This is a genomic window from Paraburkholderia ribeironis (assembly GCF_900019265.1).
Classification (GTDB): domain Bacteria; phylum Pseudomonadota; class Gammaproteobacteria; order Burkholderiales; family Burkholderiaceae; genus Paraburkholderia; species Paraburkholderia ribeironis.
Window position 1 is genome coordinate 38805 of the sequence record NZ_CYGX02000070.1, and the last position, 18691, is coordinate 57495.

General features: G+C 65.7%; 19 protein-coding genes and 1 pseudogene. 12 read left to right on the forward strand and 8 right to left on the reverse strand.

Annotated features, from left to right (window positions below; translation table 11 throughout):
* Positions 1-33: 33 nt before the first annotated feature.
* The 3 genes from BN2475_RS27085 to BN2475_RS27095 form a co-directional block, all read right to left on the reverse strand.
* Complete coding sequence (locus tag BN2475_RS27085) at positions 34-1596, reverse strand: CoA-acylating methylmalonate-semialdehyde dehydrogenase (protein ID WP_094782531.1); 1563 nt, start codon at positions 1594-1596, stop codon at positions 34-36.
* 74 nt (positions 1597-1670) lie between these two features.
* Entirely contained in the window at positions 1671-3362 is a 1692-nt protein-coding gene (locus BN2475_RS27090) for an AMP-binding protein (protein WP_094782532.1), read from the reverse strand.
* Between the two features lie 110 nt (positions 3363-3472).
* On the reverse strand, positions 3473-4606 hold the full coding sequence (locus tag BN2475_RS27095; RefSeq protein WP_094782533.1) for an acyl-CoA dehydrogenase family protein: 1134 nt from the start codon (positions 4604-4606) through the stop codon (positions 3473-3475).
* 261 nt (positions 4607-4867) lie between these two features.
* Between BN2475_RS27095 and BN2475_RS27100 the strand changes: the two genes are divergently transcribed.
* The 6 genes from BN2475_RS27100 (at position 4868) to BN2475_RS27125 (ending at position 10960) form a co-directional block, all read left to right on the forward strand.
* A complete protein-coding gene (locus BN2475_RS27100) occupies positions 4868-5905 on the forward strand; it encodes an AraC family transcriptional regulator (protein WP_094782534.1) in 1038 nt (345 codons plus the stop codon).
* A gap of 83 nt (positions 5906-5988) precedes the next feature.
* Positions 5989-7599, forward strand: a complete 1611-nt coding sequence (locus BN2475_RS27105; RefSeq protein WP_094782535.1) for an NfeD family protein — start codon at positions 5989-5991, stop codon at positions 7597-7599.
* The gene (locus BN2475_RS27110; RefSeq protein ID WP_094782536.1) at positions 7596-8369 is read left to right on the forward strand and encodes a slipin family protein; all 774 of its coding nucleotides are present in this window, start codon (positions 7596-7598) and stop codon (positions 8367-8369) included. The genes BN2475_RS27105 and BN2475_RS27110 overlap by 4 nt, the downstream gene beginning before the upstream one ends.
* Before the next feature lie 173 nt (positions 8370-8542).
* Positions 8543-8803, forward strand: a complete 261-nt coding sequence (locus BN2475_RS27115; protein ID WP_094782537.1) for a DUF4148 domain-containing protein — start codon at positions 8543-8545, stop codon at positions 8801-8803.
* A gap of 190 nt (positions 8804-8993) precedes the next feature.
* Positions 8994-9488, forward strand: coding sequence for a YaiI/YqxD family protein (locus tag BN2475_RS27120; protein ID WP_094782538.1), 495 nt, complete (start codon positions 8994-8996; stop codon positions 9486-9488).
* 170 nt (positions 9489-9658) lie between these two features.
* Positions 9659-10960 (forward strand): NCS2 family permease, encoded by a 1302-nt coding sequence (locus BN2475_RS27125; RefSeq protein ID WP_094782539.1) that lies wholly within the window; start codon positions 9659-9661, stop codon positions 10958-10960.
* Between the two features lie 239 nt (positions 10961-11199).
* Here the strand turns inward: BN2475_RS27125 and BN2475_RS27130 are convergent, their stop codons facing one another.
* The gene (locus BN2475_RS27130) at positions 11200-11490 is read right to left on the reverse strand and encodes a DUF1488 family protein (protein ID WP_094782540.1); all 291 of its coding nucleotides are present in this window, start codon (positions 11488-11490) and stop codon (positions 11200-11202) included.
* Between the two features lie 118 nt (positions 11491-11608).
* Entirely contained in the window at positions 11609-11887 is a 279-nt protein-coding gene (locus BN2475_RS33900) for a hypothetical protein (protein WP_143325919.1), read from the reverse strand.
* A 3-nt stretch (positions 11888-11890) separates the two neighbouring features.
* Between BN2475_RS33900 and BN2475_RS27140 the strand changes: the two genes are divergently transcribed.
* Positions 11891-13876, forward strand: coding sequence for a sigma-54-dependent Fis family transcriptional regulator (locus tag BN2475_RS27140; protein WP_094782542.1), 1986 nt, complete (start codon positions 11891-11893; stop codon positions 13874-13876).
* Positions 13877-13954: 78 nt separating this feature from the next.
* The gene (locus tag BN2475_RS27145; protein ID WP_094782543.1) at positions 13955-14266 is read left to right on the forward strand and encodes a 2Fe-2S iron-sulfur cluster-binding protein; all 312 of its coding nucleotides are present in this window, start codon (positions 13955-13957) and stop codon (positions 14264-14266) included.
* Positions 14267-14324: 58 nt separating this feature from the next.
* Here BN2475_RS27145 and BN2475_RS27150 read toward each other — a convergent pair whose 3' ends face one another.
* The 3 genes from BN2475_RS27150 to BN2475_RS27160 form a co-directional block, all read right to left on the reverse strand.
* Positions 14325-14519 carry a YqaE/Pmp3 family membrane protein gene (locus BN2475_RS27150; RefSeq protein ID WP_094782574.1) on the reverse strand — a complete coding sequence of 65 codons (195 nt, stop codon included), beginning with the start codon at positions 14517-14519 and terminating at the stop codon, positions 14325-14327.
* A 125-nt stretch (positions 14520-14644) separates the two neighbouring features.
* Positions 14645-14836: a DUF1653 domain-containing protein gene (locus BN2475_RS27155; protein WP_094782544.1), complete on the reverse strand. Its 192-nt coding sequence runs from the start codon at positions 14834-14836 to the stop codon at positions 14645-14647.
* A 228-nt stretch (positions 14837-15064) separates the two neighbouring features.
* A complete protein-coding gene (locus tag BN2475_RS27160; RefSeq protein ID WP_094782545.1) occupies positions 15065-15709 on the reverse strand; it encodes a helix-turn-helix transcriptional regulator in 645 nt (214 codons plus the stop codon).
* Positions 15710-15987: 278 nt separating this feature from the next.
* On the opposite strand from BN2475_RS27160, the pseudogene BN2475_RS27165 reads away from it, so the two are divergent.
* The 4 genes and pseudogenes from BN2475_RS27165 to BN2475_RS27180 all read left to right on the forward strand — a co-directional run bounded on the left by BN2475_RS27165 (position 15988) and on the right by BN2475_RS27180 (position 18683).
* Positions 15988-16206 (forward strand): annotated as a pseudogene (locus tag BN2475_RS27165) (hypothetical protein).
* Positions 16207-16764: 558 nt separating this feature from the next.
* Entirely contained in the window at positions 16765-17046 is a 282-nt protein-coding gene (locus BN2475_RS27170) for a hypothetical protein (protein ID WP_094782546.1), read from the forward strand.
* A gap of 131 nt (positions 17047-17177) precedes the next feature.
* Positions 17178-17453 (forward strand): translation initiation factor IF-1, encoded by a 276-nt coding sequence (gene infA, locus BN2475_RS27175; RefSeq protein ID WP_094782547.1) that lies wholly within the window; start codon positions 17178-17180, stop codon positions 17451-17453.
* A gap of 654 nt (positions 17454-18107) precedes the next feature.
* Positions 18108-18683 (forward strand): ANTAR domain-containing response regulator, encoded by a 576-nt coding sequence (locus BN2475_RS27180; protein WP_094782548.1) that lies wholly within the window; start codon positions 18108-18110, stop codon positions 18681-18683.
* Positions 18684-18691 lie beyond the last annotated feature (8 nt).

An 18691-nucleotide genomic window follows, 5' to 3' on the forward strand; every position in this document is an offset into this window, starting at 1 on the left:
TGCCTGTGTGTATCTGCGTGTCGGGCGGGCCGATCAGCGCAGGCTGATGGTCGTGTTGACGCCGTCGTTGACCGTGTCGTCGTCGAACCAGCGGGCCGTGACGGTCTTGGTCTGCGTGTAGAACTGCACCACCTGCTTGCCGTACGGGCCAAGGTCGCCGAGCTTCGAGCCGCGTGAGCCGGTGAAGCTGAAAAACGGCACCGGCACCGGAATCGGAATGTTGATGCCGACCTGGCCGATATCGATCTCGCTCTGGAATTTGCGTGCCGCCGCGCCGCTCTGCGTGAACAGGCCGACGCCGTTACCGAACGGATTGCGGTTGACGAGCGCGATTGCGTCGTCAAGCGTGGCGACGTTCAGCACCACCAGCACCGGGCCGAAAATCTCGGTGCGGTAGATTTCCATCTCGGCGGTGACATCGGTGAACACCGTCGGGCCGATGAAGTTGCCCTGCTCGTAACCAGGCACCTTCACGTCGCGGCCGTCGAGCGCGAGCGTCGCGCCTTCTGTCACCCCCGCTTCGATCAGCCCGAGTACGCGTTGCTTAGCCGCGCGTGAGACCACCGGGCCGAGGTCGGTACCCGGCTCATTGCCCGCATTGACCCTGAGCGTCTTCGCCTTGGCGACCAACTCGGGCAGCCACTGTTGCGCCGCCCCCACCAGCACCACCACCGAGGTCGCCATGCAGCGCTGCCCGGCCGCGCCGAAGCCCGCGCCGGCCAATGCGTTCAAGGTCTGCTCGCGGTTCGCGTCGGGCAGCACCACCGCGTGGTTTTTCGCGCCCATCATCGATTGCACGCGCTTGCCGTGTTCGCTGCCAAGGCGATACACGTGCGTGCCGACCGCGGTCGAACCAACGAACGAAATCGCTTTCACCAGTTCGTGCGTGCAGAGCGCGTCGACCACGTCCTTGCCGCCGTGCACCACGTTCAGCACGCCCTTCGGCACACCGGCTTCGAGTGCGAGCTCGACCAGCTGCATCGTCGACAGCGGGTCCTGCTCCGACGGCTTGAGCACGAAGGTATTGCCGCACACGATCGCCATGGGAAACATCCACAGCGGAATCATCGCGGGGAAGTTGAACGGCGTGATGCCGGCGCAGACGCCGAGCGGCTGACGCAGCGTGTAGGTGTCCACGCCGCCCGCCACGTTTTCCGCGAATTCGCCCTGCTGCAACGTGCCGATCGAGCACGCGTGTTCGACCACTTCGAGTCCGCGAAAGATGTCGCCTTCGGCATCGGGGATCGTCTTGCCCTGCTCGGCGCTGAGGGTCTTCGCGATGCGCGGCATATGCTCGCGAATCAGCGCCTGGTACTTCAGCATGATGCGCATGCGCGCGCCGATCGGCGTGTCCTTCCACGTCTTGAACGCGGCGTGCGCGCTCCTGATCGCTTCGTCGACTTCGTCGGTGGTGGCGAACGGCACGCGCGCCAGCACCTGCTGCGTGGCGGGGTTGACGATGTCGCGCCATTCGCTGGTTGTCGATTCGACGAACTCGCCGTTGATCAGCAGCTTGACGGTGGCTGTGGTGCCAATGTTGCCACCGCTATTGGCGTCATTGCGCCCGGCCAGGTTCGAAGAAGCAGTTGCGCTCATGCTGAAACTCCTGTGCTATGGCCGCGCGGCGGCCGGAGAGTAAGAGAGACTGAAGAAACGGTGAATGAAAACAATCAGCGCAGATCGGGGAAATCCTCTTCCCAGTACTCGTCCGGCAGACGCGCGGGTTCGGCCGCGCGCTCCATTTCGCGGCGTCGCAACTCGACGCGGCGGATCTTGCCGGAGATGGTCTTGGGCAGCTCGCTGAATTGCAACCGACGAATCCGCTTGTACGGCGCGAGCTTTGCGCGCGAAAACGCGAAGACGGCGCGTGCGAGTTCGGGCCCGGCCTCGTAGCCCTGACGTACCGTGACGAAGGCCTTGGGCACCGATAACCGCAGTGCGTCGGCGCTCGGCACCACGGCCGCCTCGCCGATCGCCTCGTGCTCGATCAGCACGCTTTCCAGTTCGAACGGACTGAGCCGGTAATCGGATGATTTGAACACGTCGTCCGCGCGGCCGACATAGACGTAGTAGCCGTCGTCGCGCAGCATCGCGACATCGGACGTGCGGTAGAAGCCGTTGCGCATTGCCTGCGCGGTGGCATTCGCATTGTTCGCGTAGCCGGTCATCAGACCCAGCGGACGCGCGGCGAGCGGCAACGCGATTTCGCCTTCGGTCACGGGCTGATCGTCGGCGTCGAGCAGCTCGATCCGGTAGCCCGGCAGCGGACGCCCCATCGAACCGGGCACGACCGGCTGGCCCGGCGAGTTGCCGATCTGGCAGGTGGTCTCGGTCTGGCCGAAGCCGTCGCGAATCGTGATGCCCCATGCGTGCCGGACCCGTTCGATGATCTCCGGATTCAACGGCTCACCGGCGCCGACGATCTCGCGCAGCTTGACCGGATAGTCGGCGAGGTGTTCCTGGACCAGCATGCGCCAGACCGTGGGCGGCGCGCACAGCGTGGTGACGTTGAAGCGCACCAGCACGTTCAGCGTGTCTTTCGGCACGAAGCGCGCGAAGTTGAAGACGAACACGCAGGCCTGCGCGTTCCACGGCGCGAAGAAGCAGCTCCACGCGTGCTTGGCCCAGCCGGGCGAGCTGATGTTCCAATGGATGTCGCCCGGTTGCAGACCGATCCAGTACATCGTCGACAGATGCCCGACCGGATAGCTTTGATGCGTATGCTCGACCAGCTTCGGCTTCGACGTAGTGCCCGACGTGAAGTACAGCAGCAGCGCGTCGCTGGCGCGCGTGATGCCGTCGGGTGTGAAATGCGGCGACGCCTGGCTGGCGGCGGACAGATCGATCCAGCCGTCGCACGGCGCGCCGACCGAGAAGCGCGTGAGCGGCACGTCGAGCGTCTCGAACTTGGCCAGCTCCGCGCTATCGACCACCGCGAACTTCGCGCCGCCGATCTGCACGCGGTCGCGCACGTCGTCGGCGGACAGCTGGGTGGTGGCGGGCAGCACGATCGCGCCGAGCTTCATCGCCGCGAGCATCACGTCCCACAGTTCGACGCGGTTCGGCAGCATCAGCAGCACGCGATCGCCGCGACCCACGCCCGCGCCGCGCAGAAAGTTCGCCATGCGCGCCGAGCGCTCCGACATCTGCGCATACGACAGGCACAGGCCATCGCCGGTTGGATCGTCGACGATCCACAGCGCGGGGTTGTGATTGTCGCGTGCGATCACGTCGAAGTAGTCGAGCGCCCAGTTGAATTCGCCCAGCGCCGGCCACGCGAATTCGCGGTACGCCCGGTCGTAGTCGGTTCGATGGCGCAATAACAGATCGCGCGCTTCGAAAAAGCCTTTCGCTGTAGTCATCGTCGTCTCCTGTGTCTTTTTGCCCCGCTGTGCCGCGCCCGTGCCTCACTCACGCACGACGCGCAAGCCATTGTGCGCTCAAACGCCGCGTGAATCGCGTCTCCTCAGGCCTACACATGCCGCGCGATCACCATGCGCTGCACTTCGCTGGTTCCTTCGTAGATCTGCGTGATGCGAGCGTCGCGGTAGTGGCGCTCCACCGCGTAGTCCTCGAGATAGCCATAGCCGCCGTGAATCTGGATCGCGTTCGAGCAGATTTCCTCGGCCAGTTCCGACGCGAACAGCTTCGCCTGCGATGCCTCCGACAAACACGGCTTACCCGCCGAGCGCAGCCGCGCCGCGTGATGCACGAGCAGACGCGCGGCGTTCAGGCGCGTGGCCATATCGGCGAGCATGTTGGCGATGGTCTGATGATCCTTGAGCGGCTTGCCGAACTGCACGCGCTCGTTCGCATAGCGGCGCGCGGCGTCGAACGCGGCCCGCGCAATGCCGACCGCCTGCGCGGCGATGCCGATGCGCCCGCCTTCGAGATTCGACAGCGCGATGCGCAAGCCGTCGCCCGGTTCGCCGAGCAGATTGGCCTCGGGCACCGCGCAGTCGTCGAGCGCGATCGGACAGGTGTCGGACGCGCGGATGCCGAGCTTGTGCTCCGGTTTGCCGACGTTGAAGCCGGGCGTCCCGGTCGGCACGATGAACGCGGACAGGCCGCGCTTGCCGCGCTCGGGATCGGTGACGGCGAACACGATCGCGAGATCGGCACGCGCGCCGTTGGTCACGAACTGCTTGCTGCCGTTGAGAATCCATTGGCCGTCGCGCAGCACCGCACGCGAGCGCAGATTGTTCGCCTCGGAGCCGGCCTGCGGCTCGGTCAGGCAGAACGCGCCGATCTGGCGGCCGGTCGCGAGGTCCTGCAGATAGCGGTCTTTCTGCGCGTCGCTGCCGAAGTTGAGGATCGGCCCGCAGCCGACCGAGTTGTGCACGCTCATCAGCGTCGCGCACGCGGCGCAGCCGGCCGCGATCTCCTCGAGCGCGAGCGCATAGGCGATGTAGTCGGTGTACGAACCGCCCCACTCCGATGGCACGATCATGCCGAGAAAGCCGAGCTCGCCCATCTGCGCGACGACCTCCGTGGGCAGTTGCGCGTCGCGGTCCCATTGCGCTGCGTAAGGTGCGAGCCGCTCGGTGGCGAAGTCGCGAGCGGCGTCGCGAATCATCCTTTGTTCGTCGGTGTAGAAGCTGTCCATGGGTCCGGTCCTGTGCTGTCTCGTCCGATCGCGACGCTTGCGCCGCCTCGCGGTGGTGTGTCGATGCAGCCAGCGCTGCATTTCGCGTGAGGGCAAGTGTAGGCAAGCCGCCGGCGCGGTTCGATGCTCAGCGCGATCATTCTGGCTGAGCGCTTTTGCCATGCTGATACCATGCGGTGCTGCGCAGGCCGCCATTTCGCCGGCCCGCCGGACCATCCCAGCAAACATGTTGAGCGCTTTTGCCAGCCAGGCCACCCGCGCATGAAAAACGACAAGGGCACTATCTCCGTCAGTCTGGTCGAGGAAACCCTCGCGCTCGCGCGCTCGCGCGGCCTCGATGCGCTGCCGCTCGCGGAAGCCGCCGGCATCGCCGCGCCGATGCTCGCGTCGCCGAAGAGCCGGGTGTCGTCGGCGCAGTACGGCGCGCTGTGGGTCGCGATTGCGCGTGCGCTCGACGACGAGTTCTTCGGCCAGGATTCGCATCGCATGAAATGCGGCAGCTTCATCGCCATGACGCAAACCGCGTTGAGCGCGCGCAACGGCGCGCAGGCGCTGGCGCGTGCGGTCGGCTTCATGCGGCTGGTGCTCGACGATCTCGGCGTGCGCATCGAGACCGACGCGCAGCGCGTGCGGCTCAGATTCGTCGAACGCGACGGCGCGCCGGCACCGGCCATGTTCGCCTACGCGACCTACTTCATCCTCGTGTACGGCCTGGTGTGCTGGCTGGTCGGGCGGCGCATTCCGTTGCTCGAAGCGCGCTTTCGCTGCGCCGAGCCGCCCGCTGTGCACGAATACCGGCTGATGTTCTGCGATCAGATGAGATTCGACGCAGCCGAGTCGTACGTCGATCTCGCGCCGGCCTTTCTCGAATTGCCGGTAGTCCAGACCACGCGCTCAGCCAGGCCATTCCTGCGCGACGCACCGGGCAGCTTCATCGTCAAGTATCGCAATGCGGGCTCGCTCGCGGCGCGCGTGCGCAAGACGCTGCGCGCGCTGCCGATGGCCGGCTGGCCCGCCGCCGATCAGATGGCCGCCCGCCTGCACGTCGCCGAAGCCACGATGCGACGGCATTTGAAACACGAAGGCTATACGTACCAGTCGATCAAGGACGACTTGCGGCGCGACATCGCGATCGGCGAGTTGCAAGGCACCGCTCGCACGATTGCGGACATCGCCAGCGCGGTGGGCTTTGCCGAGCCGAGCGCGTTTCATCGCGCGTTTCGCAAGTGGACCGGCATGCGGCCGACCGACTACCGGCCGGCGCGGGCGGAACTCACGCGCCGCACGGAATCGGACTAAGCTGTAAGCGGCAGGCCAGCCTTCTTTGGGATATCGGCCCGCGCTGGTCGATGCCCGTCGACCGGGCGCGGCGGCCATCAGCGATGAGCACGTATCCACGTCTCCCGTTCCGGCGGTCTGGTTCGCGCATGCCGCTTATCCGTGGCGTGATCGTGGGCCGGTTGATGCGCGGCATCGTCGCGCTCGGGGTGCTGTTGGCGTGCGGATTCGCGTGGTGCGAATTCGCGCCGCCGCTGCGGGCAGCGGTACCGAACAGCGTCGTGGTGATTCCGGTGAACGGCGCGATCGGTCCGGCCAGCGCGGACTTCATCGCGCGCAGCCTGCGGCGCGCCGCCGACGAACGCGCGCAGCTCGCGGTGCTGCAGCTCGATACGCCAGGCGGGCTGGACACGTCGATGCGGCAGATCATCAAGGCAATTCTCGGCTCGCCGGTGCCGGTTGCCACCTTCATCGCGCCGAGCGGCGCACGCGCGGCGAGTGCCGGAACTTATATCGTCTACGCCAGCCATATCGCGGCGATGGCGCCGGGCACCAACCTCGGCGCGGCGACGCCGATCCAGGTGGGAATCGGCGGGGCCGAGCCGCCTGGCGGCGGCGGGACGCCAGCAACGCCAACAAACCCGGCAACACCAGGGATGCCGGGTACGCCCGGGATGCCGGGCGCCAATCCTGCAACCGGCACTGCTGCATCGAACCCACCGGCGTCCGCGCCGGCCACTGCGGCGAGCGGTGCCTTGCCGCTCGACAGCCAATCGACCGAAATGCGCAAGCAGGTCCACGACGCCGCCGCCTACATCCGCGGCCTCGCGCAAATGCGCGGGCGCAATATCGACTGGGCCGAGCGCGCGGTCCGCGAAGCCGTCAGCCTGTCGGCTCAGGACGCGCTCGCGCAGCACGTGGTCGACGTGGTTGCGCGCGACGTGCCCGATCTGCTGCGCCAGGTGGACGGCCGTACCATCGCCACCATCACCGGCAACATCACGCTGCACACCGCGCACGCGCCACTCATCACGCTCGAACCCGACTGGCGCAGCCGTTTCCTCGCAGTGATCACCGATCCCAGCGTCGCGCTGCTCCTGCTGATGCTCGGCATGTATGGCCTGTTTTTCGAATTCGCCAATCCCGGCTTCGTGCTGCCCGGCGTGGTGGGCGCGATCAGTCTGCTGATCGGCCTGTTCGCGATGCAGATGCTGCCGGTCAGCTACGTCGGCCTCGGCCTGATCTTTCTCGGCATCGCGTTCCTGATCGGCGAGGCGTTCCTGCCGACCTTCGGCTCGCTCGGCTTCGGCGGCGTGGTCGCGTTCGTGGTCGGCGCGTTGATGCTGATGGACACCGACGTGCCCGGCTACGGCATCCCCCTGTCGCTGATCGCCGCCGTCGTCGTGTTCAGCGTGGTGTTCGTGCTCGGGGTGTCGAGGCTCGCGCTGCGCGCGCGACGCAGGCCTGTGGTGACCGGTTCGGAAGGGCTGATCGGCTGCGTCGGGGTGGTGCTCGACGGCGGTCTCGCGCCCGGGGACCCCACGACGGGCGGCGCGCCGGCCGGCTGGGCACGCGTGCAGGGTGAGCGCTGGCGGGTGTCCAGCACGGCGCCGGTCGCGGCGGGCCAGTCAGTGCGCGTCACCGCGCGGCGCGGACTGACGCTGACCGTGGTGCCCGTCGCGCCCACCGAACCAATCCAGGGAGAACGTTCATGATCGGTTTCACATTCGGCTTCACCAGCATTCTGATCCTGCTGGCCGCCGCGCTGATTGCGTCGTCGGTGCGGATTTTCAGGGAGTACGAACGGGGCGTCGTGTTCATGCTCGGGCGCTTCTGGAAGGTCAAGGGACCGGGCCTCGTGCTGATCATCCCGATCGTGCAGCAGGTGGTGCGCATCGATCTGCGCACCGTCGTGTTCGACGTGCCGCCGCAGGACGTCATCACGCGCGACAACGTGTCCGTCAAGGTCAACGCAGTGGTGTATTTCCGCGTGGTCGATCCGGAGAAGGCGGTGATTCAGGTGGCGCGCTACTTCGAGGCGACCAGCCAGCTGTCGCAGACGACGCTGCGCGCGGTGCTCGGCAAACACGAACTCGACGAACTGCTGGCCGAACGCGAGCAACTGAACACCGACATCCAGAAAGTGCTCGATGCACAGACCGACGCGTGGGGCATCAAGGTGTCGATCGTCGAAATCAAGCACGTGGACATCAACGAAACCATGATCCGCGCGATCGCCCGTCAGGCTGAAGCCGAGCGCGAGCGGCGCGCCAAGGTGATTCACGCGGAAGGCGAATTGCAGGCTTCGCAGCATCTGCTGGAAGCGGCGCAGACACTCGCGCGGCAGCCGCAGGCGATGCAGTTGCGTTACCTGCAAACGCTCACGACGATTGCCGCCGACAAGAATTCGACGATTGTGTTTCCGCTGCCGATCGATCTGCTGAGCGCGGTGCTGGACCGCTTCAGCAAACCATCGGCGCCATGAACCGGGTGGGACGGGCGTTGGCGGCGCTGACGAAATGGTGCATTGCCGCCCATCGTCTTGCTCGCAAGACGGCTGAAAGCCAGAATGCCGGCCTTCGTTGCTTCGTTGCTTCGTTGCTTCTTCGTTGCTTCTTCGTTGCTTCTTCGTTGTTAACCGCTCCCTGGGAGCTCATCATGAACATGCTTTCTCGAGTTGGACTCGGCGCGCTATTGGCCGCCGTGAGCATCGGCACCGCGTTGGCGCAGTCCTTCGCGCAGCCCAACGATCCGTCGGCGCCGAAAACGCGCGCCCAGGTCAGGGCCGACCTGATCGAATGGCTCGACGCGGGCTACGACCCGCTCGACTGGATCAACTATCCGGAAAATGCGCAACGCGCGGGCCGCATCGTCGCGGAGCGGCGTGCGCAGCACGCCGGTCAGACGACGACGCAGTAGCGCGTGCATCCGTCACCCATGGCATGCCGGACTGCCCGCTATCGCAACGGTCGCGGGCATATGAGGCTGCGCATGCCGCCCGGCTGTTACGCTGCTGCCCCACCCTCTGCGATGCGCTTGCCGCTGCACTGCGCGCGCCGGCAAGGTATCATTGCGCCCCTTCGACACCCCCGCAGCCGGAATCCGAACGATGCCAATCTGGGTTGACGCGGACGCCTGTCCGGTCGTAATCAAGGACATGCTGTATCGCGCCGCGCGCCGCACCGGCATGTCGCTGACGCTGGTCGCCAACGCGTTCCTGCGCGTGCCGCCGTCGCCGCTGATCCGCGCGATCCAGGTGCCGGCCGGCTTCGACGCCGCCGACGACCTGATCGCCGAGCGCGTCGCCGCGGGCGACCTCGTCATCACCGCCGACATCCCGCTCGCCGCGGCCGTCCTCGCGAAGCACGCGCAGGCGCTCGACCCGCGCGGCAACTGGTACAGCCCCGACACGATCGAGGAGCGGCTGCGCATGCGCGCGATGCTCGACCAGCTGCGCAGCAGCGGCGTCGACACGGGCGGGCCGCCCGCCTTCAGCCCGCGCGACGGCAAGAGTTTTGCGGGGGAACTGGATCGCTGGCTGGCGCGGCAAACGCCACGCGCTGATGCGCCGACGCCACACTCGACAGACGAACCACCGGCCTGATGCGCCTCGACAGCCCGATTCGGCCACCCGGCACGGCGTGCGCCCGCCATTCGTGATTACAATCCGCCCGTAGCACCGCGGCGCGCGCAACGGCCCGCCCGGCCGCCCGAGCTCGCCTGCCTCAGCCTCAACCACAAGAAACGCTTTCTGAACGACGAGAAACCCGCCTCATGGACTCGATAAAACGCTACTTCGGCTTCGACGCCGCCGGCACCGATCTGCGCACCGAAGTGCTCGCCGGCATGACCACCTTCCTGACGATGGCCTACATCATCTTCGTCAACCCGGCGATTCTCGGCGACGCCGGCATGCCGAAGGACGCCGTGTTCGTCGCGACCTGCATCGTGGCCGCGCTGGCCTCGCTGATCATGGGCCTGTATGCGAACTACCCGATCGCGCTCGCGCCCGGCATGGGCCTGAACGCGTACTTCGCGTACACCGTCGTGAAGGGCCTCGGCTTCACCTGGCAGGCCGCGCTCGGCGCGGTGTTCATCTCCGGCTGCCTGTTCCTGATCGTCACGCTGTTTCGCGTGCGTGAAGTGATCGTCAAGGGGATTCCGCATTCACTGCGCATTGCCATCACCGGCGGTATCGGCCTGTTCCTCGCGATCATTTCGCTGAAGTCGGCCGGCGTGGTGGTCGGCAATCCGGCCACGCTCGTCACGCTCGGCAATCTGCACGACGCGCACGTGGTGCTCGCAATCATCGGCTTCTTCGCGATCGTCACGCTCGACTACCTGCGGGTGCGCGGCGCGATCCTGATCGGCATCGTCGGGGTGACCGTGCTGAGCTTTTTCTTCGGCGGCAACCAGTTCCATGGCGTCGTCTCCATGCCGCCGTCGATTGCGCCGACGCTGTTCCAGCTCGACATTCGCGCCGCGCTGTCCACCGGCGTGCTGAACGTGGTGCTGGTGTTCTTCCTCGTCGAGCTGTTCGATGCGACCGGCACGCTGATGGGCGTGGCCAATCGCGCCGGGCTGCTGGTCGAAGGCAAGATGCACCGCCTGAACCGCGCGCTGCTCGCCGACAGCACCGCGATTCTGGCCGGCTCGCTGCTGGGCACCTCGTCGACCACCGCGTACATCGAAAGCGCGTCGGGCGTGCAGGCAGGGGGACGCACCGGCGTCACCGCGCTGACGGTCGCCGTGCTGTTCCTCGCGGCGCTGTTCTTCGCGCCGCTGGCGGGCGTGGTGCCCGGCTACGCAACCGCGCCGGCGCTGCTGTACGTGTCGTGCCTGATGCTGCGCGAAATGCTCGACCTGCCGTGGCACGACGCCACCGAAGTCGTGCCGGCCGCGCTGACCGCGCTGCTGATGCCGTTCACCTATTCGATCGCCAATGGCGTTGCGTTCGGCTTCATCTCGTATGCCGGGCTGAAGCTGCTGACCGGCCAGGCGCGCAAGGTCAAGTTGGTGGTGTGGGTCATCGCGGCGATTTTCCTGTTCCGCTACTTCTACCTCGGCAGCGAATAGGCGCAGTGGGGACGTGACCAACCGTATCGCGCAGATTCGAGCGCGCGATTTCGGGCACGGATTGGGCTGCAACGCCCGAAAAAACGCCTGCACGCGCGCTCGTGACGACAGCGGCACCCACGGCGGCGGCACGCTTGAACGGTAAGCGCCGCGCGCAGTTTGCAGAACCTGTGGTTGTCGCGCGGCCTTGACTGTCACCCGGGCGTTCGCGAGGTGGCGAACGCCGCAAGCGGTTTCAGTCAGTTGCGCCAGTTCGCCTCATAGAACCGCACGTAGCCGCTCCTGAGCACGAGGCATTGCGCCTGCGTCTCCGACAGCAGACGGCGCGTGGCGGCCTCGATCCGTGCGCGGTGCTCGTCGAATGCACGAACCATGTCCTCCAGACGCGGGGATGCGGCGCCGAAGTGATCTTCCAGTGCCTCCGCCGTGATCATGCATTCCACCCTCTGCCCATCGACCACCGCCGGGAACGCCAAGGTGAGTTCGCGACCTGAATATTCAGGAGTTTCATTGGGGAATAGGATCTGCATGGGAGTCACCTGCATGGTTGGTGCCGCGCGGGGTATGGCTGGGTAGTGCGCGCGCCGGTTGCATCTGATCGCGCCAGCAGCTCCCTCCTCCTTGTCCAATGCTGACGACGCGGGCCCGTCACCGCGCCGCGATGCAGTCGTAGTTCGCACGCTGCGAGGTGAATTGATTCACTTTAGACGAGTTCGGGCGCGGCGCAAGTTTACCTTTCAGCGTGCGCAAATCCGGAGTTTGGCGCGCTGTGTTGGTGCGCATGGCGGGTATCGGCTCCGTGTTTTCGCTGCCGACCGCGGCGCGCATCGTCCTGTAAGATCGGTGTTCGGCCGCAAGCGCGCATGTTGCGCTGCGGCATTGAACGGTGGGCAAGGTACCCGCCGCGCGTCCGATCACCGGAGACATGCCTTGACCCATCGCTCTGCCATGCCGGCCCGCCTCGGTCGGCCCGATGTCATCGCGCAAGCTCACGCGCGCTCCCTCGACATCGGTCTGCGCGCGTCGGAGACGCCGGACTTTCAACCGCTGCGCCGGCTCGCGCTGCGCGAGCTGGTCGAGCGCAACCAATCGCTGTATACGCATGCGCTGCCCGTGATGGAGACGCTGCACGCGCAGATCGTCGACACCCAAAGCATGGTGCTGCTCACCGACGATCACGGCGTGATCCTGCACAGTCTCGGCGACAGCGACTTCGTCGAGAAAGCCAATCGCGTCGCGTTGTGTCCGGGCGTGTCATGGGCCGAGGCGGATCGCGGAACCAACGCGATCGGCACCGCGCTGGTCGACGCACAGCCGACCGTCGTGCATGCGGATGAGCACTTTCTGCACGCGAACCGGATTCTTACCTGCTCATGCGCACCGATTGCGGACCCGTTCGGGCGCACCATCGGCGCGCTCGATGTAAGCGGCGACACACGCGGCTTCCATAAGCACACGCTCGCGCTAGTGAGGATGTCGGCGCAGATGATCGAAAATCATCTGTTCTCCAATCAGTTCGCCGACGCGATCCGCGTGCACTTTCATGCGCACGCGGAATTCATTGGCACGCTGTTCGAAGGGCTCGCGGCGTTCGCACCGGACGGCACGTTTCTGGCGGCCAATCGCAGCGCGCTGTTCCAGTTCGGCAAGCCGCTCGCCGGGCTGCAACGGCAACCGTTCGACGCGCTGTTCGGCGTGCCCTTCGCGCAGCTATTGCAGCAGATCGCACGCGCGCCCGGCGAAAGCATCGTATTGACGCTGCCCAGCGGCGTACGGGTGGTGGCGCGCGGCGACTATGCCGCGCCGCGTTACGTCGCTCTTGCGGAAGACTTCGCCGGCACGTCGCGCGTGCCGCTCTGCGGCGGCCCCCGTCATGCGCCACGCGCCGCCGAGCCTGCGCCGCTCGCCACCCTCGAGACGCTCGACACCGGCGACGCGCAAGTCGCGGCGATCCTGCGGCGAGTCGCCAAACTGCGCGGCCGCGATATTCCAATTCTCGTGCTCGGCAAAACCGGCACCGGCAAGGAGTGGCTCGCACGCGCGATCCATCACGATTCGCCGCGGCGGGCCGCGCCGTTCGTCGCGGTGAATTGCGCGTCGTTGCCCGACACGCTGATCGAAGCGGAGCTGTTCGGTTACGAGGACGGCGCATTCACCGGCGCGAAAAAACGCGGCAGCGTCGGCAAGATTGTGCAAGCCGACGGCGGCACGCTGTTTCTCGACGAGATCGGCGATATGCCGCTCGCGCAGCAAGTGCGGCTGATGCGCGTGCTGCAGGAGCGCACCGTCGTGCCGCTCGGCGGGACGCGGGCGCTTCCGGTCGATTTGCGCATCGTCTGCGCGACCCACCGCAACCTGCGCGCGATGATCGAAGCGGGCACCTTCCGCGAAGATCTGTATTACCGGATCAACGGGCTCGTCGTGACCTTGCCGGCGCTGCGCGAGCGCACCGATCTTGCCGCGCTCATCACGCGCATGCTGGCCTTGCAGCCGGATGGCGAACGCTTGCCGCGGCGCGTGTCGGCCACCGTGCTCGAGCGGTTTGCGCAATGCCGCTGGCCGGGCAATCTGCGGCAACTCGCCAACGTACTGCGCACCGCGAGCATCATGGCCGAAGGCGCGCAGGAGATCGACGTCGAGGATTTGCCGGACGACTTCTGGCAGGACTGCATCGATGCGGCGGCTGATGCCATCGCGCAAGCGCAACCAGCCGATGCGGACAACGACGATGATCGGCGCAGCGCGGCGCATGCGTCTGCCCACGAGACGCCGGCGCGGATGGAAGACTGGCAGGCCGCGCTGATCGCGCAAACGCTCGCGCGGCTCGACGGCAATGTGTCGGCGGCGGCGCGCGAGTTGGGACTGTCGCGCAATACCGTGTACCGTTATTTGCGGCGCGGCGGCACAACGCATTGAAGGGGACATGCGGGGGTCATGCGGGTCGCGGCGCGCATCCCGTGTAAAGTGTGGCGCAATTCTTTAACCACGCACACGATGTCCGCCCCTACCCGCCCGCCACTCGCTCGCGTCGAGCCGCTTGGCCAGAGCTTCGAGGCGCCCGATTCGCTGACCATCCTGGAAGCCGCCGGCTTTGCGAATCTGCGTTTGCCGCGCTCGTGCCGCAACGGCACATGCCGCACCTGCATCTGCAAGATGACAGCCGGACGTGTGCGCTACACGATCGAGTGGCCAGGGCTCAGCCGGGAAGAAAAAACGCAGGGTTATATCCTGCCGTGCGTGGCGATTGCGGAAACCGACCTTGTGATCGAAGCGCCCGACGCAATCGGCTTGCCGCCGTCACGATGACCAGTTGACTCGCGGTGCGTCGAGCCGCACGCGCCACGCGGATCGCGAGCCTTGGGCCTTAGCGCCTGTTGTCCAGCGCGCGGGAGATTTTTTTATCCGTGTTGTACTGGCTCAATGCATACACCGACCAGATTGCGGCCGGAATCCAGCCGATCACCGTGATCTGCAGGATCAGGCAGATGATGCCCGCGAACGGACGGCCGATCGTGAAGAATTGAAACCACGGCAGAAAGATGGCAAGCAATAAACGCATTCGGGTGTCCTGTTCGTCGTGCATGGCCGCGCGTTCGCGTGAACTGAACGCCCGCGCCGGGTTATGTCGGTGTGAGGTTATGTCCGTGTGGGCTTATAGCGGTGCGAGGTTATAGCGGTGTGAGCTTATAGCGGTGCGAAGCGCGGCACCTTGACGCCTTCGTGTTCGACCAGCTCGAAAAATATCGCAGCGGGACGCGTCCAGATCGTACCATTGCTGGCCTTGTAGACGATCATCGTGATCGTTGGATCGGACTCGAGCGTCGCTTCGCAAACCAGTTCGTAAATACCGCCTTTGTAGTGCCGGTAACGCACCATTGTTACTCTCCTTAAATCGTTGAGCAGATTGAAGCCCGTAGCGCTTCGGCGCGGCGATGGTTGAACCGCCCGTCAAGTGGGTTTCCTTCGCGGCGTCTCTTCAAGAGGCTTCCCTCGAGGCGTCCCCCAAGGGGACTTCCGTCGGGGCGTCTCCTCAAGGGACTTGCTTCGCGGCGCCCGCGGCGGGCTTCCTTCAGGGCGCCCTCCAAGGGGGCTTGCTTCGCAGCGTTAGCTGCTCTCTTTCATCTGCTTCAGGATCTTGTAGACGGTCGCGCGCCCCATCGTCAACACAGCCGCCACATAGTTCGCGGAGCTGCGGCCGCGAAACGCGCCCTGCGCATGCAGCGCCTCGACGATTTCCCGCTTGTGTTCGCGCGTGAGCGCATTGATCCCGAGCTGCCGTTCACGCAGCCACGTATGCAGGTACGTGTTGATGCGGTCCTGCCAGTCGTCGCGGAACAGGTCGTCTGCGGGCGCGTCCGTCAGGCTGCCGCCCTTGATGAACAGATCGAGCGTCGAGCGCACATCCTCGAACACCGCGATATTGAAGTTGATGCACAGCATGCCGGCGGGCTTGCCGGCATCGTCGAACAGGATGTTGCTCACGCAGCGCATGCGCCGGCCGTCCCAGTTGAGCTTCTCGTACGGTCCGATGGTCTGGCCGCGCGCCGCGTAGTGTGCCTCGTCCAGCACCGACGGGCCGCCGACTTCGAGCTTCGACAGATTGTTCACCAGGTACGCGATGGTCTGATCGCGCAAGTCGTGAATCACCACTTCGGCGCACGGATAGAGGAGCGCGGCGATGCCGTCGGCGATCGGAGCATAACGCTCCAGCAGCAGGTCTTTCACAGGAGACACGTTGGTGTTGCGCATGGGAAATCGCAGTGTTCGAAGGATGCGGCGCGCCGACGAGAGCCGGCGGGACGCAGCGACTTTGGCCGCCCGCACCCAACCGGGCCTCGCGCGACGAACGCCATTGTAGCCACCCTGTCCTGTCGCCGCGACCGCGCTGCTGGCCGCACTTGCGAAAAGCCGCTGCAACGGTAGCAGTCAGAGCCAGCGCACGCGCACCCTCGCTGCCGATTTTTGTCCGCGTGGCGATGCAATTTTTTTCGTGCGATAAGAGAAACCTCTATCTCACGGAGCAACAGATGGCCACGCTCGAAGCGTTGCGCGCCGCGCTCGACGACGAACACACGCCGGAAATCATCCGCAACCACATCGTCGATTCGCTGTAATACGCGCTGCGCAATCACGGACAGATCTTCACGTCGAAAGAGGTCGAATGGCTGGCGAGTTGGGACGACGCCCGCATTCCGCTGGCGGCGTCGCGCGAATTGCAGAAGCGCGTCGTCGACATCTCCCGCTAACAACCTCGCTCGACCCGACGACCCGCGCCCGCGCCGCCATCGCGCGATCCGCATCCGACGCGCCGCTTATTCGCGCCCCGTCGCCGGCACCTCGTCATTGCCCGCAAAGCCCCGCCGGCTGGGCGTTTTGCGCACGCGTGGAAGTTTTTGCTATCCAACCAGGCCCATTTAAGGCATCATATTGAAATAGCTGTATCCCGCATTCGCAATACCGGCATCACCAGGCAGTCTCAAACCGGCTTCTCCGCACCACCCCCGACTGTTCGAGCGCCGCCCGTCGGGCGCTCCCGTCACTCCGGCAATGCGCCGCATGCATTCGCCGTCGCGAGTTGCACAGCTGAGTGGTTCAGCTTTACACGCCCGAGGTCTGCGCGACTTCAGCGTGATTCTTCTCCATCGAATCCGCGATTTTGCGCGGCCGCGCTCAAGCCCTTGCCATCGGGCCTGTGCCAACCTTTTTTCCATGGCGGCGCGCCCTTGGGTGCGGCGCTGCCCGGCCTGTCTTGGCGCGCGTAACACGCGTGACATGTCGGCCACGTAATACAGGACACGTGCTTCATGAATTCAGCTGTCAAAACGTACAAGGGTTATGAAATTCACCCGCTCGTCTATCCGCGCCGTCCGGCGGATGGCCAGACGAGCCGCGATCCGGGTGCCGGCTACGACGCGTCGGTGCGCATTTGCCGCATGGGCGCCAATGCGGCGGCCGACGGCCGGGTGTTCCGTCTGCAGTATCTGTTTCCGTTCGACGGCATGGGCAAGGCGCGCATTGCGTGCATGGCTCACGCCGAGCGACTGATCGACGGCCATGTGGACGGCCAATCGGTCGCCGATCTTTGAGCGGCGCTGTCAGCGCTTTGGCTGATGCAGCGACACAGCGGGTCCAACCACCCGCTGTCAACCGTATCCAGATGTAGTGTCGTCCGGCCTCGCCGGCGACCTCTCACTTATCCCTCGACCAGGAGCCATGCATGGCGAAAGAAGAACTGCTTGAACTTGACGGTATCGTCGACGAAGTACTCCCGGATAGCCGTTACCGCGTGACGCTCGACAACGGCGTCGTGGTCGGCGCTTACGCATCCGGACGCATGCGCAAGAACCACATCCGTATTCTCGCGGGCGACCGCGTCACGCTGGAACTGTCGGTCTACGACCTGACCAAAGGCCGGATCAATTTCCGTCATAAAGACGAGCGCGCGGGCGGCGGTGCTGCCCGCACCACTACGCCGCCGGTCCGTCGCCGCTGACACCAGCGCCACGCCGACCGCGCGGCGCGGTCCTGGCGTGACTCATTGCAAATCGGGTTGCACTTTATGCCAAGCATTTCGCGCGCCTTCTCCGGCTTGAATCGTTGACTCGAGCCCGAGCGGCGCGCTGCGGCGTCGCATGAGTGCATACATGAAGTCTCGCCCGCGAGCGGTTGAGCACGGCCCGTCGAGCACGGCCGGTTGCGCGCCACAGCCAGTGCACTGTTAGCCGCATCACCAATCGCCCCCCGCTTCTTCCCTATCGCCTGAACACCGTGCCGAGATCCTGCGCAGTGGCGCTTTTGCGCACCCGCTCGGCCAGCCGCTGCTCTGGTTCCGGCAGATGCTCACGCATCGCCAGCAACGCTGCTTGCGGGTCGCCTCGATCACCAGTTCGCTCTCGAAACCTGGCCGCGCTGGCACTCTGCGCAGCGTGCCACGCGCACAGCGCGCAGCTACGCGCACTGGCACCGGCCCAGTGAGCGCCGCCGGCATGCGCCGCTTCGGTGCATCAGCCTTGCGTGCCCCGTGAGGGTGCAATGGCGATGGCCGGCCTCATCGGTAAGTCCGTGATTGCGTTATGGTCGCTGCTGCGCGCGTCGCCTGGCATATCTGTTGCTTCAACAGTAGTCAGTCGTCGATAAATCTTCCCCCATGCTGCGTGTTCTCCTCGTCACCGATACCGACAAGCCGATCGGCGATCTGCGCGACGCCCTCGCCCGGCTCGGCTATGAAATGCTGGCCGGCACGGCGACGCCGCAGGCGCTGCATCGCGTGGTGCAGAACGAGCGGCCCGACGTCATCATCATCGATACGGAATCGCCGTCGCGCGATACGCTCGAACAGCTCGCGGTGATGAACGCGACCGCGCCGCGTCCGGTGCTGATGTTCAGCCACGACGACAATCAGCAGTTGATTCGCGACGCGGTCGGCGCGGGCGTCACCGCCTATCTCGTCGAAGGTCTCGCGACCGAGCGGCTCGCACCGATCCTCGAAGTCGCGCTCGCGCGTTTCGCACAGGAATCGCAGTTGCGCGAACGCCTTGCGCAGGTCGAGAACGAGCTCGCCGAACGCAAGCTGATCGATCGCGCCAAACGCCTGCTGATGGATCAGCAAAAGATCACCGAACACGCCGCCTACGCGAACCTGCGCAAACGCGCGATGAACCAGGGCGTGAAACTCGTCGAAGTCGCGCGCGCGGTCATCGCATTAGCCGACACGCACAAATGAAGCGCCGC

What these genes read in the sequence shown, in the direction of transcription:
- BN2475_RS27105 (WP_094782535.1), top strand. Translation starts at nt 5,989, where the DNA reads ATGAGCACGTATCCACGTCTCCCGTTCCGGCGGTCTGGTTCGCGCATG.
- BN2475_RS27110 (WP_094782536.1), top strand. Translation starts at nt 7,596, where the DNA reads ATGATCGGTTTCACATTCGGCTTCACCAGCATTCTGATCCTGCTGGCC.
- BN2475_RS27150 (WP_094782574.1), bottom strand. Translation starts at nt 14,519, where the DNA reads ATGCGTTTATTGCTTGCCATCTTTCTGCCGTGGTTTCAATTCTTCACG.
- BN2475_RS33900 (WP_143325919.1), bottom strand. Translation starts at nt 11,887, where the DNA reads ATGTCTCCGGTGATCGGACGCGCGGCGGGTACCTTGCCCACCGTTCAA.
- BN2475_RS27145 (WP_094782543.1), top strand. Translation starts at nt 13,955, where the DNA reads ATGTCCGCCCCTACCCGCCCGCCACTCGCTCGCGTCGAGCCGCTTGGC.
- BN2475_RS27090 (WP_094782532.1), bottom strand. Translation starts at nt 3,362, where the DNA reads ATGACTACAGCGAAAGGCTTTTTCGAAGCGCGCGATCTGTTATTGCGC.
- BN2475_RS27155 (WP_094782544.1), bottom strand. Translation starts at nt 14,836, where the DNA reads ATGGTGCGTTACCGGCACTACAAAGGCGGTATTTACGAACTGGTTTGC.
- BN2475_RS27120 (WP_094782538.1), top strand. Translation starts at nt 8,994, where the DNA reads ATGCCAATCTGGGTTGACGCGGACGCCTGTCCGGTCGTAATCAAGGAC.
- infA (WP_094782547.1), top strand. Translation starts at nt 17,178, where the DNA reads ATGGCGAAAGAAGAACTGCTTGAACTTGACGGTATCGTCGACGAAGTA.
- BN2475_RS27115 (WP_094782537.1), top strand. Translation starts at nt 8,543, where the DNA reads ATGAACATGCTTTCTCGAGTTGGACTCGGCGCGCTATTGGCCGCCGTG.
- BN2475_RS27180 (WP_094782548.1), top strand. Translation starts at nt 18,108, where the DNA reads ATGCTGCGTGTTCTCCTCGTCACCGATACCGACAAGCCGATCGGCGAT.
- BN2475_RS27130 (WP_094782540.1), bottom strand. Translation starts at nt 11,490, where the DNA reads ATGCAGATCCTATTCCCCAATGAAACTCCTGAATATTCAGGTCGCGAA.
- BN2475_RS27085 (WP_094782531.1), bottom strand. Translation starts at nt 1,596, where the DNA reads ATGAGCGCAACTGCTTCTTCGAACCTGGCCGGGCGCAATGACGCCAAT.
- BN2475_RS27095 (WP_094782533.1), bottom strand. Translation starts at nt 4,606, where the DNA reads ATGGACAGCTTCTACACCGACGAACAAAGGATGATTCGCGACGCCGCT.
- BN2475_RS27125 (WP_094782539.1), top strand. Translation starts at nt 9,659, where the DNA reads ATGGACTCGATAAAACGCTACTTCGGCTTCGACGCCGCCGGCACCGAT.
- BN2475_RS27160 (WP_094782545.1), bottom strand. Translation starts at nt 15,709, where the DNA reads ATGCGCAACACCAACGTGTCTCCTGTGAAAGACCTGCTGCTGGAGCGT.
- BN2475_RS27170 (WP_094782546.1), top strand. Translation starts at nt 16,765, where the DNA reads ATGAATTCAGCTGTCAAAACGTACAAGGGTTATGAAATTCACCCGCTC.
- BN2475_RS27100 (WP_094782534.1), top strand. Translation starts at nt 4,868, where the DNA reads ATGAAAAACGACAAGGGCACTATCTCCGTCAGTCTGGTCGAGGAAACC.